12 protein-coding genes are annotated in these 15,990 nt (G+C 60.6%); 10 read left to right on the forward strand and 2 right to left on the reverse strand.

Annotation, left to right across the window (positions count from 1 at the left end):
- Positions 1 to 472 precede the first annotated feature (472 nt).
- Complete coding sequence (locus BLR44_RS16105; RefSeq protein ID WP_089683810.1) at positions 473 to 1,570, forward strand: Gfo/Idh/MocA family protein; 1,098 nt, start codon at positions 473 to 475, stop codon at positions 1,568 to 1,570.
- Positions 1,571 to 1,621: 51 nt separating this feature from the next.
- Here BLR44_RS16105 and BLR44_RS16110 read toward each other — a convergent pair whose 3' ends face one another.
- Complete coding sequence (locus BLR44_RS16110; RefSeq protein ID WP_089683812.1) at positions 1,622 to 2,872, reverse strand: MFS transporter; 1,251 nt, start codon at positions 2,870 to 2,872, stop codon at positions 1,622 to 1,624.
- A 49-nt stretch (positions 2,873 to 2,921) separates the two neighbouring features.
- On the opposite strand from BLR44_RS16110, the gene BLR44_RS16115 reads away from it, so the two are divergent.
- The 9 genes from BLR44_RS16115 (at position 2,922) to BLR44_RS16155 (ending at position 13,202) form a co-directional block, all read left to right on the forward strand.
- The gene (locus tag BLR44_RS16115) at positions 2,922 to 3,299 is read left to right on the forward strand and encodes a hypothetical protein (RefSeq protein ID WP_089683814.1); all 378 of its coding nucleotides are present in this window, start codon (positions 2,922 to 2,924) and stop codon (positions 3,297 to 3,299) included.
- 11 nt (positions 3,300 to 3,310) lie between these two features.
- A complete protein-coding gene (locus BLR44_RS16120) occupies positions 3,311 to 4,210 on the forward strand; it encodes a heme/hemin ABC transporter substrate-binding protein (RefSeq protein ID WP_089683816.1) in 900 nt (299 codons plus the stop codon).
- Between the two features lie 3 nt (positions 4,211 to 4,213).
- Positions 4,214 to 5,290: a FecCD family ABC transporter permease gene (locus BLR44_RS16125; protein WP_089683818.1), complete on the forward strand. Its 1,077-nt coding sequence runs from the start codon at positions 4,214 to 4,216 to the stop codon at positions 5,288 to 5,290.
- Positions 5,287 to 6,096, forward strand: coding sequence for a heme ABC transporter ATP-binding protein (locus tag BLR44_RS16130; RefSeq protein ID WP_089683820.1), 810 nt, complete (start codon positions 5,287 to 5,289; stop codon positions 6,094 to 6,096). The genes BLR44_RS16125 and BLR44_RS16130 overlap by 4 nt, the downstream gene beginning before the upstream one ends.
- A complete protein-coding gene (locus tag BLR44_RS16135) occupies positions 6,093 to 7,151 on the forward strand; it encodes a hemin-degrading factor (protein ID WP_245706084.1) in 1,059 nt (352 codons plus the stop codon). Before BLR44_RS16130 ends, BLR44_RS16135 begins: the two co-directional genes overlap by 4 nt.
- Positions 7,152 to 7,235: 84 nt before the next feature.
- The gene (locus BLR44_RS16140) at positions 7,236 to 8,516 is read left to right on the forward strand and encodes a T9SS type A sorting domain-containing protein (protein WP_089683823.1); all 1,281 of its coding nucleotides are present in this window, start codon (positions 7,236 to 7,238) and stop codon (positions 8,514 to 8,516) included.
- A 101-nt stretch (positions 8,517 to 8,617) separates the two neighbouring features.
- Positions 8,618 to 10,873 (forward strand): TonB-dependent receptor, encoded by a 2,256-nt coding sequence (locus BLR44_RS16145; protein WP_089683825.1) that lies wholly within the window; start codon positions 8,618 to 8,620, stop codon positions 10,871 to 10,873.
- Between the two features lie 71 nt (positions 10,874 to 10,944).
- Complete coding sequence (locus tag BLR44_RS16150; RefSeq protein ID WP_089683827.1) at positions 10,945 to 11,898, forward strand: HmuY family protein; 954 nt, start codon at positions 10,945 to 10,947, stop codon at positions 11,896 to 11,898.
- Between the two features lie 101 nt (positions 11,899 to 11,999).
- Positions 12,000 to 13,202 (forward strand): PepSY-associated TM helix domain-containing protein, encoded by a 1,203-nt coding sequence (locus tag BLR44_RS16155; protein ID WP_089683829.1) that lies wholly within the window; start codon positions 12,000 to 12,002, stop codon positions 13,200 to 13,202.
- Between the two features lie 405 nt (positions 13,203 to 13,607).
- On the opposite strand, the gene BLR44_RS16160 is transcribed toward BLR44_RS16155, so the two are convergent.
- Positions 13,608 to 15,959, reverse strand: a complete 2,352-nt coding sequence (locus BLR44_RS16160; protein ID WP_245706085.1) for a TonB-dependent receptor — start codon at positions 15,957 to 15,959, stop codon at positions 13,608 to 13,610.
- Positions 15,960 to 15,990: the final 31 nt, after the last annotated feature.

Consider the following 15,990-nt stretch of genomic DNA (forward strand, 5'->3'; position numbering starts at 1 on the left):
CCGGCAGCTTTGTGTGGAAGTAATAAAAGCGTGGAATGTTAACGAATAAGCACAGCGCGATTGTGGGCATTCGCTCTGATTTCACCCGACAGGCCGAAATTGCAGCTGATGTTACCTTGAAGCATGATGTACTAAATTGACCCGATAGAACATATGAACATAGCTATCTATTTTTTTAGTCGAAAAAGCAATGTATCTATCTCTATCAGAGGATTTTACTGTATATCCGCAGTACAGGCGGCAATTGCCGGTCCGGCCGTGACCGTGTCCTGTTGGTCTTACCCTACCTCGGGTTGGTGGGGCTAACCGGGGCAAGTACCCGCCCGGATGCGACTTTCTTCCCCAAGCGTCCTGCGCTTCCTCGCGTAGGCACCACGGAACGCAGTCAGGCGTTTCTTTTGCACAAAAAGTTTCTAACTTGGGGAAGTCGATCGACACGTAACCTCCACACACCCACCTAACTTAACTTTTTATGGCAACCCGTCGTGATACGCTCAAAACCCTGGGCTGGGCCACCGGCCTCGCGCTGCTGTCTCCGCTCCCTGCCCTTTCCTTTCCCCAGGCTCCCCGGAAAGAGCGACTGGGCGTAGCCTTGGTCGGATTGGGGTATTACAGCACCGATCTGCTGGCGCCTGCCTTGCAAATGACCAAGCATTGTTATTTGGCGGGCATCGTTACCGGAACGCCGGCCAAAGCCAAAGACTGGCAGGCCAAATACCGCATTCCGGCCAAAAACATCTACAACTACGAAACGTTCGACAGCATCCGCGACAATCCTGACATCGACGTGGTCTACGTGGTGCTGCCCCCCTCCATGCACCGGGAATACGTAGAGCGGGCGGCGGCCGCCAAGAAACAGGTCTGGTGCGAAAAGCCCATGTCCGTTTCGGTGGCCGATTGCCAGGCCATGATCGACGCCTGCCGTACCCACGGAGTCGGCCTGTCCATCGGCTATCGCTGCCAGCACGAACCCAACACCCTTGCGTTTCAGGAAATTGTGGCGAAGCAAAAGCTGGGCAAGGTGCGCTCCGTCGATTGCGCCGCCGGCTACCGGGAAGGACGCACCGACCACTGGAAACAAAAGAAAGAGATGGGGGGCGGGGTGATTTACGACATGGGCGTGTATGCCATTCAGGGCGCGCGGCTCGGCACAGGCATGGAGCCGGTGGCCGTCCGGTCTGCCCGCGTCTGGGCCGAACGTCCGGAGATTTACAAGAATGGTTTGGGCGAAGTGGTGGAAGCGACGTTGGAATTTCCCAACGGCGTAACAGGTACGATCAAGACCAGCTTCTTCGAGAACATGAACCACCTGACCATCCGCTGTGCGCAAGGCGATATTGAGATGTCGCCGTTTCAGGCGTACGCTGGAAATCAGGGAAAAAGCCCCCTCGGTCCGATCAACTTTCCGTACGAAATCCCCTGGCAACAGGCCAACCAGATGGACCAGGATGCACTGGCCCTTATGGGCAACAAGCCGCTGCGGGTGCCCGGCGAAGAAGGGCTGCGCGACCTGCGGGTGATCGAAGCGATTCTGGCAAGCGCCTCTTCCGGAAAACGGGTCACGGTTTAGCGACCCGCGACGGCCTCCAGACCAGAGAACCGGCGAGGCGGCATCGCGCGCTCAGGCAGTGGCCCACTCGGGCGTACCGGTGGTCGCGCACGACATGCGGTGGCGGATCCAACCTGCCGACAACAGCGTCAGTCCGGCTACCGCTCCCATGGCTGCCTCGGGACCGGCGTTGTCAGCCAGCAATCCCGTCAACAAAGCGCCCACTGCGTACCCCAGGTCGCGCCAGAACCGAAAGATGCCCAGGCTCTCGGCCCGCTGCGTCGGGTGCGTATCGGCCGCAATGGCCGCCAGAAAGGTCGGGTAGACCAGTGCCGTTCCCAGGCCCAGCACCACAGCCACGGCGCTGACCTGCGGGAGGGACCAAGCCCAGGGCAGCGCCAGCAGCGCAAGGCCTTGCAGCGACATGCCCCAGAACAGCAGGTTTTTCTTGCAAAACACATCCGCCAGGGCGCCTGTCACCAGTTGTCCCACGCCCCATACCGCCGGATAAACCGCCACCATGAAGCCGATTTCGGTCAGCGAAAACCCGCGTTGTGCCAGCACCACGGGCAGCAGGCCCCACACCATGCCGTCGTTCAGGTTATTGACCAGGCCGGCCTGAGTCACGGCACCCAGGTTCGGATGTCGCCAGGTAGTTTCCCGGAAAATCCGGTTCAGGTGGGGCAGTTGCGTCTTGGCTCCCTCTTGCCGCACGTGCGCCGTGGTATCCTGCACCAACCCGATGCTGGCCAGTAGCCCGAGTACCGCCAACCCCAACCCCACCACAAACGGATAAGGCCGCAGGCCGTACGTGGAAGCCAGCCAGCCGGTCGCAAGGGCCACGGCCGCAATGGCGATATAACCGGCAAACTCGTTGATGCCCATCGCGATGCCCCGGTGTTTTTCTCCTACCAGATCGATTTTCATCACCACGGTGGTCGACCAGCACAGTCCCTGCTGGATGCCCAGCAGCACGTTGGCCACGATGACCCACCCCCAGTGCGGTGCCCACATCAGCAACAACGGCACGGGCAATCCCACCCACCAGCCGTAAACCAACAGACGTTTCCGGCCGATGCGGTTGGCCACCGTACCGGCTACGTAATTGGTCAGCGCCTTGGTCACTCCAAAGACCAGGATAAACGACAACAGTGCCGTCGGGGCCACCACGCCGAAGGCCTGCGCGGCCAGCGGCGGCAGAATGCTCCGCTCCAGCCCGACCATGCCGCCGACAAAGCCGTTGATCAATACCAATAGCAGAAACTGCCCGAGGTTTTCCCGAAGCCCCCATTGCACCGGTGCGGCGCTACGCTTTCCTTTCATCCATTCTGCTCCTTAACTCTAAATTTTTTCGGGACATACATCGACCGTGATGCCTTCTTCCTACACGAGCGCCGGGTTCCTTCCAACGCAATCGCAATCGCCACTGCACCAGCACAGTGGGTTCGACGCACGCAGCACCATCGCCTCCACCGCTATGCGCTCCTCAGCGGTAGCTACGGTGGAAGCCCTTAAAGTCGAATACATCAGTCAATCCAGTATTGGGCGAAATGCCCTTCCGGGGTACGACTATCCAACTTCAAAAGAACATGTACATGAGGACTCCCCTGGTGACTTAGGTTACTTAAGCGTTGCGCAAGCCGCAATCATCCAGGACAAAGGGCCCTCGATGGAAATTCTGGAGGGCGCATTTGCATTTTCAGCCATCGAATTCCATATTGCATCACTATTTAGATTTAATCTAAATTAAAACAACATCCTATGCATCGCCTCCTTGCGCTCTCTTTTGTAGCCAGTATCCTATTTGCTTCCTGTCAACCTTCCTCTCCCGATGGCACTGCCACGGGCGCGCCCGACTCGGTAGCAGTACCGATGCGCATGGTCACGGTAGGCGGCACAATTACGGAACTGGTATACGCTCTGGGGCTGGGCGACCGCATCGTCGCGACCGACCGCACGAGTGTGTATCCCGCTGCGATGCAGGGCTTACCCTCGGTCGGACATCCCGGCAACATCGCAGCAGAGGGCATTCTCTCCGAAAATCCTGACCTGATCATTGTGGCGAACGATGCAGCGCCCGACGACGTGCTCACGCAACTGGAATCGACCCAGACGCCGGTGTGGGTGGTGGAAAACGAAAACACGGTAGCAAGCACCAAAGCCATGATCTGTACCCTGGCCGAACGGCTGGACCGCCGTGCGCAGGGCGATTCGCTCCTAGCGCAACTAGACCGTGATCTGGCAGAAGCGAAGGCACGCGTGGCGCAGGCAACCACCGTTCCGAAAGTGCTGTTCATCTACGCCCGAGGGCGGGGCACGATGCAGGTGGGGGGACGCGGCACCTTCGCCGAAACCCTGGTCCAGCTGGCAGGCGGCACCCTGGCCACGCCCGATCTTGAGCAGTTTAAACCGTTAAATACGGAAGCACTGGTCGCGGCCAATCCCGATTACCTTCTGTTTTTCGAGTCGGGACTGGAAAGCCTGGGGGGCGTAGAAGGCGTGCAGTCGCTGCCCGGTGTCGCACAAACTACCGCGGGGCAACAAGGGCAGATTATCGCCATGGACGGCCTGCTGCTTTCCGGTTTTGGGCCGCGCCTGGGGCAAGCCGTGTTGCAGTTGTCCGAACGCATTCATCCGGGGTCCCGCACCGCCCAACGATAACTCATGACCACGACAACGCTTTCTTCGCATCGCCTGTACCACGCGCGGGGCCTCGCGCTCGGCTCGTTGGGAGCCGTCCTGGGGCTGGTAGCGCTGTGGGCGCTGGGCGTCGGAGCCGTACCGATTTCCGCAGGGGAAAGCCTCAGCATCCTGTGGCACCGGATGGTTGGAGGCGTGGGGCATTACTCGGACCGACAGGCCATGATTTTCTGGTCCATCCGGTTGCCACGCCTCGTGGAGACGCTGCTGGTCGGGGCCGCCCTCGGCGTGAGTGGATGCGCCCTGCAGGGCCTCTTTCGCAATCCGCTGGTGGAACCCGCGCTGATCGGCGTTTCCAGTGGTGCGGCCTTGTTTACGGTCGTCGCGATGGTGTTCAGCCAGGCGCTGGCGGGCACCCTGGCCGTCTTGTTCGGGAACTACCTCCTGCCGGCCTTTGCATTTGTGGGCGGGCTGGTCACTACCTGGATTGCCTACCGCCTCAGCCAGGCGCGCTTCCGCACTGACGTGACGCTCCTGATTCTGGCGGGTGTAGCCATGAATGCCCTAACCGGCGCACTGGTCGGACTCGTGATTTTCTATGCCGACGATGCAGCACTCCGCGATTTTACGTTCTGGTCGCTGGGCGATCTGGGTGGTGCCCACTGGCAAAGCCTCCTGGTGCATACGCCCCTCCTGATCGGGGCAACGCTGGGACTTCTCTTCTTTCACCGGCCGCTTAATGCCCTGTCGCTGGGCGAATCGGAAGCGTTTCACATGGGCGTAGAAGTCGAAAAGGTGAAGAAGCAGGTGGTGGTACTCAGCGCACTGGCCGTGGGCAGCGCCGTTTCGCTCTGCGGCATCATCGGATTCGTTGGGCTCGTCGTGCCACACATGGTACGTCTGGTCTGGGGATCGGACCACCGCCTCGTGCTGCCCGCGTCGTGTTTAGGCGGGGCCCTGCTGCTGCTCCTTGCCGATCTGCTGGCTCGCACACTCGTGCGCCCGGCCGAGCTGCCCATTGGGGTCATCACGGCCCTGCTGGGCGCCCCGTTTTTCATGTTCCTGCTGGTACGTCAGAAACAAATCCACCACACACGATGAGTATACACGCCCGCCATATCTCGTACCGCCGCGGCTCCCGCTATCTCCTGCGGGAAGTCTCCCTGACCCTGTCGCCGGGACGGATGCTGGCCGTGGTGGGTGCCAACGGGGCGGGCAAATCGACACTGCTCAAAGTGCTTTCCGGCGAACTGCCCGCCACCGGCGAAGTACGGCTGGAAGCGCACCCGCTGGCTTCCTTCTCCGCACGGGAGCTGGCGCTGCACCGGGCAGTGTTACCACAACAGGGCCAGGTGCATTTTCCCTATACCGTGCGCGAGGTGGTGCATCTGGGTCGGCAACCCCATCGGACCGCGCGTCAAGAGGACGAGCAGGTGGTGCAGCAGGTGATGGCGCTGACCGATACCCTTCCGTTTGCCGATCGGCACTACCAGTCGCTTTCGGGCGGCGAACAACAGCGGGTGCAACTGGCCCGGGTGCTGGCGCAGGTCTACCCGCCGCAGCCCCATCCGCGCTACATCCTGCTCGACGAGCCTACCGCCAGCCTCGACCTGGCGCAGCAGCATCACGTGCTGAGTCGGGTCCGGCAGGCCTGTACCCACCAGATTGGTGTCCTGGCGATTGTCCACGACCTGAACCTGGCTGCCGCCTATGCCGACGAGCTGCTCCTGCTGAAAGCGGGGCGCGTGGTGGCCTACGGCCCAACGGCCGAGGTGCTGCAAGCTCACTGGATCGAACAGACCTTCGACCACCCGGTGCGGCTGTTGTACGAAGCGGGGCAGCCCCTTCCTTTTATCGTTCCGGTTTCTTCTTCTATTGCTTCATTACATCACACGCCACATTCATGAAACATACGTCCGCCCTCCCCGATACCCCGATGGCCCTCCGACAGGCCTGGGATGACTTAAAAGCCCAGGAACCTCGCCTCCGCATTCGCGATTGCGCCGCGCAACTCGGCGTGAGCGAAGCCGAACTGCTGGCCACTACCGTCGGCGAAACGGCCGTCCGGCTACAGGGCGACTGGCCGCAGCTGGTGAAGCGCCTGCCCGATCTGGGCCGGGTCATGTCGCTGACGCGGAATGCCAGCTGTGTGCTGGAACACAAAGGGCCGTTCCAGAAAGTCGATACGTTCGGCGAGGGCGACCGGGCCATGGGAACGGTGATCGGCCCCATCGAAACGCGGGTCTTCTTCAAAGCGTGGCACGTCGGCTTTGCCGTCCGCCTGGAGACGCCTCACGGCCTGCAACAGAGCCTGCAGATTTTTGATCGGGAAGGCACGGCCGTCACCAAGATTTACCTGCAACCGGAAAGTCACCAGGCCGTTTACGACCAACTCGTAGCCGATTACCGGGCCGAGGATCAAAGCAATGCGCAACCCACAACGCCCTACGCACCCGAGACGTACGCGACGGACGTGGACCGGGAAGCGCTGCTGCAGGATTGGGCTCAATTGGAAGACACCCACCACTTTTTCGGCATGCTGCGGAAGCATCAGGTCCACCGCCTCGACGCACTCCATCTGGCCGAAGGGCGCTTTGCTCACCGCATTGCTCCGGAAGCCCTAGCGTCGCTGCTGGAAACGGCCGCGTCGACCCAACTGCCGATCATGATCTTCGCGGGCAACCGCGGCAACCTTCAGATTCATCAGGGAAAAGTGCGGACCATCCGCGTGATGGGCCCCTGGCTCAACGTGCTGGACCCCACGTTCAACATGCACCTGCGGCAGGACCACATCGATACGGCCTGGATCGTGGAGAAACCGACGACCGACGGCACCGTGACGGCCCTCGAACTGTACGACCCGCATAAAAACCTGATTGCGCAACTGTTCGGTCTGCGGAAACCGGGCGTCCCCGAAAAGTCGGCCTGGCGCGCGCTGGTGGCCGAGCTTCCCCGCCTGTAACTACGAGCGCACCCTTTAGCGCTGCTGAAGGCACCGCGCCTTTTCTTATAACAGTATCCTTAGCATTTGACCAACTCAACTCCCATGCAAAAACCTATACTCCTTGCACTCGGCCTCTTGGCCGCCGGGCCCCTTACCGCTCAGACCGTAACCGACACCGTTTCCATCGGGGCGGGCTACGCAAATCAGGTGTACTATAGCTTATCCGAGGGTCCGGTTCACACGGCCCCCACGACCAACTGGGACCTGGCGTTTCAGGCCAACCTGTACGGAGCGGCCATCCGGGCCAACCACGTCGGAGGTGTGGAAGTGTACGATCCGGGCGTAGACGCATCGGCCTGGGCAACCGTACTCGATACCAACGAAGCCGATACCTGGACGGCCTATTACAATGCCGATACCGCCTGGGAAACCGGCGCGTTCGACGCGGCCGGATGGTACACGTACCAGGGGTCTGGTCTGGTGATCGGCACCAAGGTCTTTGCGCTGAAACTCGGGGACGGCCGCTACAAGAAACTTCTCATCGACGGCATCACCAACGGCGGGAGCGATCCGGCCTATGCCATTGTGTTTCGCTACGCCGATGTGGACGGAAGCAACGAAGTGGTGGATACGTTGGTGAAACCCGACTATGCCACGCAAAATTTCATCTACTATTCGCTGGCCGACGGCGCCGTGGTAGCCCAGGAACCGGCCGACCGCGCCACGTGGGATTTGGTCTTCACGCAGTATCTGGCCGATCTGGGCGGCATGCCCTATCCCGTGACGGGCGTGTTGCACAACTACATAGCCGCCGCGCCTTACGGGGGGAGTGGTACGCCTCCGAACGTGCTGGTGGCCGAGGTGAGTGACGTAGCCGTGGAAGAAGCCAGCGACTCCGGGCAGACGTACGCATCCGCCATCAACACCATCGGGTACGACTGGAAAGCGTTCAACATGACCAAGTTTACCTACGATGCCGTCGATAGCCTCTCCTACTTTGTACGGGCGATGGACGGACAGGTGTACCACGTGGCTTTTACCGGCTTCGGAGGGTCGGCCGACGGGACCTTTATCTTCACCAAAACCCTGATGCGCACCACGGCGGCCGACGATCGGCCAGGGCAGTCTTCTCTCCGCCTCTCCGTCTATCCGAACCCAACGGCTTCCAGTGCTGTGACGGTGGCCTATGCTGCTACGGAAGCGACCGCCACTTTGCAGCTTCACGACGTGTTGGGGCGCGAAGTCTGGTCGGGGTCGGTCACCGGTCCTACCGCGCTCGGCACCTATACCCTGCCCTCCCTTCCGCTGCGGGCCGGCACGTATCTGCTCTCGATGCAGAGCGGTACTCACCGCGTCAGCCAACGGGTCGTACTTACTCCTTAAGCGTAGTTCCATGTGTGTTCACCTGTCCGCCACAACGGCCGGGACCAGCAACTCGGGCTCGGTCAGCAAGAGCGGGCAGGTGTTTTTTCCAAGGCTTCTGTATGCGTAGTGTCCCCGGCATTCTGCTGTTTCTTTTCGGCTGGCTCCCGTTCCAGGCCCGTGCGCAGACGGTGCAGGTGCGGGATCGGGCCGACGACCGTCCGCTGGCCGATGCCTACGTGGTGTTTACCACGCTGCGCACCGGTGCGGCGGCCTATCGGCTGACGGATCAGGACGGACACGCGCAGTCTCCGTTCGCCGAGCCGGTTCAGGTGGAAACCCGGCTGATCGGCTACCGCACGCGCACCGATACCCTGCAACCGGACCAGACCTACACGCTGTACCTGGAAGCCGACGTACAGAACCTCGACGAGGTGGTCGTAACGGGTACGTACCAGCCATCGCCCCGCCACGAGGTGCTGCAACGCACCCGGGTGATCGGCGCGCAGCGCATCCAGCAACAGGGAGCGCTGACCCTTCCGGATGTGCTGCGCAACGAACTCAACATCGGGCTGTCGCGCGACGGCGTGCTGGGCACCTCGGTTTCCCTCCAAGGCCTGGGCGGCGAAAACGTGAAGATCCTGATCGACGGGGTGCCGGTGGTCGGGCGCCAGGACGGCATCCTCGACCTGAACCAACTGCAACTCGACGACATCGCCCGCATCGAAATTGTGGAAGGCCCCATGTCGGTCAAGTACGGGGCCGATGCGCTGGCCGGCGTCATCAACCTGATTACCAAAGAAGCGCAGGAAGGCTGGGAACTCGGTGTACAGTCGCATACCGAATCGGCGCGGCAGTACCTTTCGGAGCACGAGGGCACCCACCGCCAGAGCCTGTCGGGCAGTTACCACACGGGGAAAGCCACACTGCAAGGCCGGGGCGGGCGCTACTTTTTCGGGGGCGTTCCGCAACCGGGCGTAGCGCGCGCGCGGATCTGGAATCCGAAGCAACAGCACTTCGGTACCGCCCAGGTGGGCTACACGTTCCGTCGGCTGAAACTGCATTACAAGCTGGACGGCCTCGACGAACAGATCTACAGCCTGGGGGCACCCCGCTACACCGGCACGCGCCTGGTGGCGACCGACGACCGCTTTCAGGTACGGCGCTTGACGCAGGTACTTTCGGCGGCGGCGCCGCAGGAAGCGCGTCTTCGCTGGGACGTCTTCGTCTCGCGGCAGGACTTCCTGCGCGCCCGCACCGGCACCGTCAAAGACCTGGTGACCCTGCATGAACAGGCACGCGGGGGCAGCGACAGCGACACCAGTCGGCTGGTCAATTACCACTCGCGGGGTTCGCTCATCAAAGGCCGGGAAGACGCGTGGCTGGGCTACGAAGTCGGTTACGAAGTAGACCGGGAAACCGGACGGGGGGCGCGCATTCGCGACGGACAACAAACGCTCTACGACGTGGCGGTGTTCGCCTCGGCAGAGCTGCAACCCGTGCCGCGCCTGCTGCTCAAGCCAGGGCTGCGGCTGGCCTACAACAGCCAGTATCAGGCCCCGCCCGTCCCATCGCTGAATGTAAAATACGACCTCTCCGATGCCTGGGCACTCCGCTTCACCTACGGGCGGGGATTTCGGGCGCCGTCGCTCAGTGAACTGTACCTGGAGTTCATGGACATCAACCACAACGTCCACGGCAATCCCGACCTGCGTGCCGAGTATTCGCACCACCTGGGGCTTTCTTCGGCGTTGCGGTGGGAACGGTGGGGCCTTGACTGGCAGACGGAACTGTCGCTGTTTTACAACGACGTGCGCGACAAAATCAGCCTGATTCAAGACACGCTCACCAACGACGCCTACCCCGTGCCGCGCTATCTTTATTTTAACATTGACCGGTTTCGCTCCCAGGGCGGTCAGTGGGAATTGCGCGCCCGGCGCCAGCGGCTGGAGGCGGGCGTGGGGGTCGGCTATACGGGTCGGCTGAATCAATACGAAGCCGCGTACACCACCGAAGCGCCCCGGTTTTTCTACAGCCCGCAACTGTCGGCTACCCTGAGTTACCGCCCCTTTGCCCGGGGACCTCAACTCTCGCTCTTTTACAAACGTACCGGCCGGACGCCCCTGCCAGGCCTGACCGCCGAAGGGCAACTGGTCACCTACCAGCAACCCGCCTACGCCTGGCTGGACGCAAGTGCTGTCCAGTCGTGGTGGGACGATCGGCTGACGCTGACCCTCGGCGTGCGGAACCTGCTGGACGTGACCAACGTGCGGGCGGGCTTCAGCGACAGCGCCCACGATGGCGGCTCCCAGACCTTGCTGGCGGTGGGGCGCAGTGGCTTCTTCCGGTTGCAATTTCTCATCTCCAACGCCCACTAATTCCCGTGCTGTTCTCTCGTCTTTCGTGGTGGTCCCGACTTTGCTCCGTAGTGCTTCTGCCCTTGGGGACGATGCTCAGCGGATGCCTGGCGGAAGATACGCCTCTGCAACTCCCGCCCCCGGGACCGGAAGAAACGTTTCAGGCCGACCTGGGGTCCGGTTATGGCGATCAGGTCTATTTCGATTTCAGCACGGGACAGGCAACCGTCCGCGACCGGGAAAGCTGGGATCTGGGGTTCTATTGCGGTCCCGACAGCTTCTATGTGGTATTGAACGGCGCCAAGCGGATGTACGCCGCCGATCCGCAGACCGAAGACTTTGCGAGCGTTACCAGCCGGGCGGGACTCGCGTTTCGGCCCGATCCGCCGAGCGGACTTCTGGACAGCACGGTGCTGGGCCGATGGTGGACGCGGGCGACCGACGCCCCGGTATTTGTCATCGACCGCGGCCAGAAAACGTCCGGTTTGCCGATCGGCACAAAAAAAATTCAGCTGCGCCGGGCGGGGCATCAGGTCGTGCTGCGATACGCAGACCTGAACGGGGCGGGCGAAGATTCCCTGCGGATCACGCAGGACCCGCTGTACAACCTAATGTTCTTTTCCTTTGAGGATGGTGGGCAACTCGTCGAAGTAGAGCCGCCGAAAACCGATTGGGACGTGGTTTTCACCACCTATACCCATATTTTCGAGGACCAGCCCGATCCGGCCTTCCGCTTCTACCTGGTCAACGGCGTGCTGCTCAACCGCCACGCCACAGTCGCTACCGACTCCATTCCGGCCCGGCAACAGCCCTTTGCGTCCCTGACGCTGGAACAGGTACCGGCCTATGCCTTTACGGCACAACTGGATGTGATCGGGTTTGACTGGAAGACCTTCGACATGGCCACAAACCAGTACACCGTGCACGACGACTGGTCGTATCTGGTCCGCACGGCCGAAAACCACTACTATAAACTTCAGTTTCTCAGCTTTTACAACGACGCCGGTGACCGGGGGTACCCCCTGATCCGCTACCAGCGCTTGTGACGATGGCCACTGGTTACAGGAATGTGCTCCTTTCGTGCGTAGAAGTGCTTGATGCTCCTTATCTTTACTCTTTCTAAATAATGACTTCCAACTCCACGCCTTTGACTCTGAAACGCCTGATCGGCTCCCTGCACCTCTGGCTCGGCCTTGCGTCCGGGCTTATTGTCTTCATTGTGGCACTGACGGGCTGTCTGTACGCCTTCCAGGAAGAAATTCAGAACCTCACCCAGCCGTACCGCTTCGTCGAAGAGGCCCAGGGCACTCCCCTGCCGCCCTCGCAGTTGCAGCGCATTGCCGAAGAGGCCCTGCCCGAAAAGAAGGTACACGCCGTGCTTTACCCTAAAGCCGGCGAGGCCGCCCAGGTCATTTTCTACAACTACGAGCCGGAGTACTATTATTACCTGGTCTACCTCAACCCTTACACGGGCGCCATCCAGCAGGTCAAGGACATGGAAGCAGATTTCTTTCAGATTGTGCTCGACGGTCACTTTTACCTCTGGCTGCCGGCCCCCATCGGGCAACCGGTCGTGGCAACTGCTACTCTGGTGTTTGTGGTGATGCTGCTGACCGGACTGGTGCTGTGGTGGCCCAAAAACAAGTCCGCCGCACGGCAGCGCTTTTCCATCAAGTGGAACGCCCGCTGGCGGCGAAAGAATTACGATCTGCACAACGTTTTGGGGGTTTATGCGCTCTGGCTTGCGCTGGTGCTGGCCCTGACGGGGCTGGTGTGGGGCTTTCAGTGGTTTGCGCAAGGCACATATACGGCCCTGGGGGGTGAGAAGGAGCTGATGTACATCGAGCCGCTTTCCGACACCACGGCCACGCTCGTTCAGGAAGCCGAAGCCGTACCGGCGATGGACCGGATCTGGCAGCAAATGCGCCGCGAACATCCCACGGCCGAAGTGCTGGAAGTGCACGTTCCTGAAACGCCCGCCTCGCCGATTGCCGCCAACGTCAATACGCAGGACGGCACGTTCTGGCGACTGGACTACCGCTATTTCGATCAGTATACGTTAGAAGAACTCTCGGTCGACCACGTGTACGGACGCCTGGCCGACGCCGATGCGACCGACAAACTGTTCCGGATGAATTACGACATCCATACCGGGGCCATTCTGGGCTTTCCCGGAAAACTGCTCGCTTTCTTTGCAAGCCTGATCGTTGCCAGTCTGCCGGTAACCGGTTTTCTGATCTGGTGGGGACGCCGGAAAAAATCGCGTCAGCGCAACCCGCTGCCCAAACGGTCGGCACCGGCACCAGCCCGTAAAAATCGCGCGGCCGTGGCGCGTGTCGATCCTTCCTGATCTTACTTCGTTTGGCACCCAACGCATCAGCACGTTCTCTGTACTGCGACTAACACCGGTACAGAGAACGTGCTTTTTTTGGCTTCTCTCGGTAGCCACATCGAGCTATTGCCCATTCGAGACCACAGCGTTTGCGCCCCCATGTGCGACGCCCTCGTTGCCCTTACGCCTGGTGGCATACCACGAGGTTGAGGCTACGCTTCCCGTTTTGAACCCTCTCCACTTCGCCGATCCGGGCAGTTTGCACAGGCATTGGTGCCTCTAAGTCAGCGCTCTCTTCCATCGTCTTTGAGCGTTGCCAACGCCACCCGGTGGCCTTTTCCCGGCGGGTTTACTGAACCTGCATAAAAAAAACGGCGCGTATACATACCCGCCGTTTCATCGCTTAGCTGAAGAGGTTCGTGGTTAGAAACGATAGTTCATGGACAACCGATAATTCCGCAGCGCCTCGGCCTGCCAGTAATAGAAGTTGCTGTACGGATAATAGGCTCCCGAAAGCAGTTGTGCGTTGAAGAGGTTGTTGGCGTTGAGCGAGACGCCCATTTTGCCGAACTGGTACGAAACCGCGGCATCGAACCGGGTGTAGTCGGGCATGGAAGGATCGACCGTACGGTCGTAAGCCCCGTACCAGGCCGTACGGCCCGAAGAATGTTGCACCCCGAACGAAAGCCCCAGACCTTCGAACGCGCCCTGCCAGAACTTATAATGCAGCCAGGCATTGGCAATGTGCTTGTCGGTGCCCGGAATCTGCGTTCCCTGGAACGAGCCGTCGGTGTCTTTGGTGACTTTACCGTCGGTATAGGCATAGTTCATGGTGACGTTCAGGCCCTCGACCAACTCGCCGCGCAAGTCGATTTCCAGGCCCTGGGTTTTGGTTTGGCCCAACTGAATGGAGAAATACTGGTGCTCGGGGTCGGAGGTCAGCACGTTGTTTTTCGTGATCTGGTACGCGGCCAGCGAGGCCGTCCAGCGCCCGTTCAGCCAATCGGTTTTCAGGCCGACTTCTTTGTTGTCGCCGACAATCGGGTCGAATGGCGTTCCTTCAAAGGAGGCCCCGGCCTGCGGAATAAAGGCCTGATCGTACACGCCGTACACGCTCATGCTGGGCGTCAGCGAGTAGCTGAGTCCGACCCGCGGCGTGAATTTTTCGGCATCCACCTGCCCCGAATACGGATCGGCGTCGCCGGTGGTGGTGTAGCGGCCCGCGAGCGTGAGTCGCAGCTTTTCGTCCAGCATCCGGATTTCGTCCTGCAGGTAGAGTGCGGCATACTGGTTGTTGTAGCGCACGCCCCGCTCGCGGATGTCGAGGCTGCGGTCGTAGACCGGATACGCGCTGGCCGGCACCTGACCGTATACGGGATTGAACACATTGAAGCTGCTTGCGCCGGTAATGGCTCCGCCTTGCGCCCAGTCGTGGTAATAATCTTTGTCGCCCATGTCCAGGCCCGCCAGAATCCGGTGCGTCAGCGCTCCGGTGCGCACGTCGCCGTTCACAAAAAACTGCCCTACTTTGGTGACGCCCAGAATGTCCCAGATGGACGCCGCCCGCAGAAGCGTATCACCGACGAAGCTCGACGGCCACAGGCTTTGCCCCACCTGATCGAAGTTCAGGTACGCCAGCTGGCTGGTAAATTTCCAGTCATCGTTCAGGCTGTGCGAAAAAGTCAGCGTCAGCGACTGGTCGTTGACGGTCGTCGGGCGCATGTTGGGTTCCAGGGTAGAGAAGTTGACGGGCAAATCGCCCAGACCGTTCGGCGAATAGCTGTAGCTGGAGCCAATGGGCGACATCTGCACGTACTGGTAGGTGTACTCGGCCGTGAGGGACGTACGGGGGTTGATCTGGAATTTCAGGACGGGCACCACCGACACGCGGTTGTTGTATTCATACGCCCGGTGGGTGCCTTTCAGCTGGCCCATCAGGTTGAGTCGGTACAGTACTTTGCCATCCTTGCTCAACTTGCCGTCGAAGTCCAGTGTGCTGCGGTAGGTGCCGAAGCTGCCGACCGTCATGCTGGCTTCTGCCTTGGTGAAGCCCGTCGGTTTTTTGGTCACCACGTTGTAGAATCCGCTCGGCTCGCCGCTGGCCAGCATAAAACCGGCCGGCCCTTTTACAAACTCGATGCGTTCGACCATGCTCATGTCTTCCGTCAGCGGCCCCCACGTTTCGGTGACATTCATGCCGTTGCGGAACGACGCTACCCGCGAACCGCGCATCACAATCCGCGCGTAGGTCTCCCAGTGCTCCGACCGGGTGGCGCCACTGACGTTGCGAATCACGCCTTCCTGCATGTCGAAAATCTGCTGGTCTTTCAACACTTGGTTGCTGATGACCTGGATGTTCTGGGGCGTTTCCAGGAGCGGCGTTTTCAGGCGCAGCGAGATGGACGGATAATCGGTTACGTAAAGGCTCGGGTTGGCACGCACCACGATCTCTTCCAGCTCTTTTCCGTCTACTTCCAACGTGAACGAAACGGTGGTCGTCTGGTTGGCGCGGACCTCTACCGGTTGCGATACGCTCTTCAGCCCTACGCTACTGGCCACAAGGGTGTACGACCCGGCCTGGATGTCCTGAAGTTCGAACGTACCCTCCGCATCGGTAGAAGCGCCCTGGGTGGTACCTTTCAGGTAGACGTTTACAAATTCGGCGGGTTGGTGGTCGTTGGTCACGACCGTCCCGGTAATGCGGCCCGTTTGAGCCGATGCGGAACCTAATGTGATAAGCCACATCAGGAACGAGAGCGCGTAAAGATGCTTCACGTAGATTACTAAGTTTATTTAGACTTATTTT

Source organism: Catalinimonas alkaloidigena (assembly GCF_900100765.1).
GTDB classification, from domain to species: domain Bacteria; phylum Bacteroidota; class Bacteroidia; order Cytophagales; family Flexibacteraceae; genus Mooreia; species Mooreia alkaloidigena.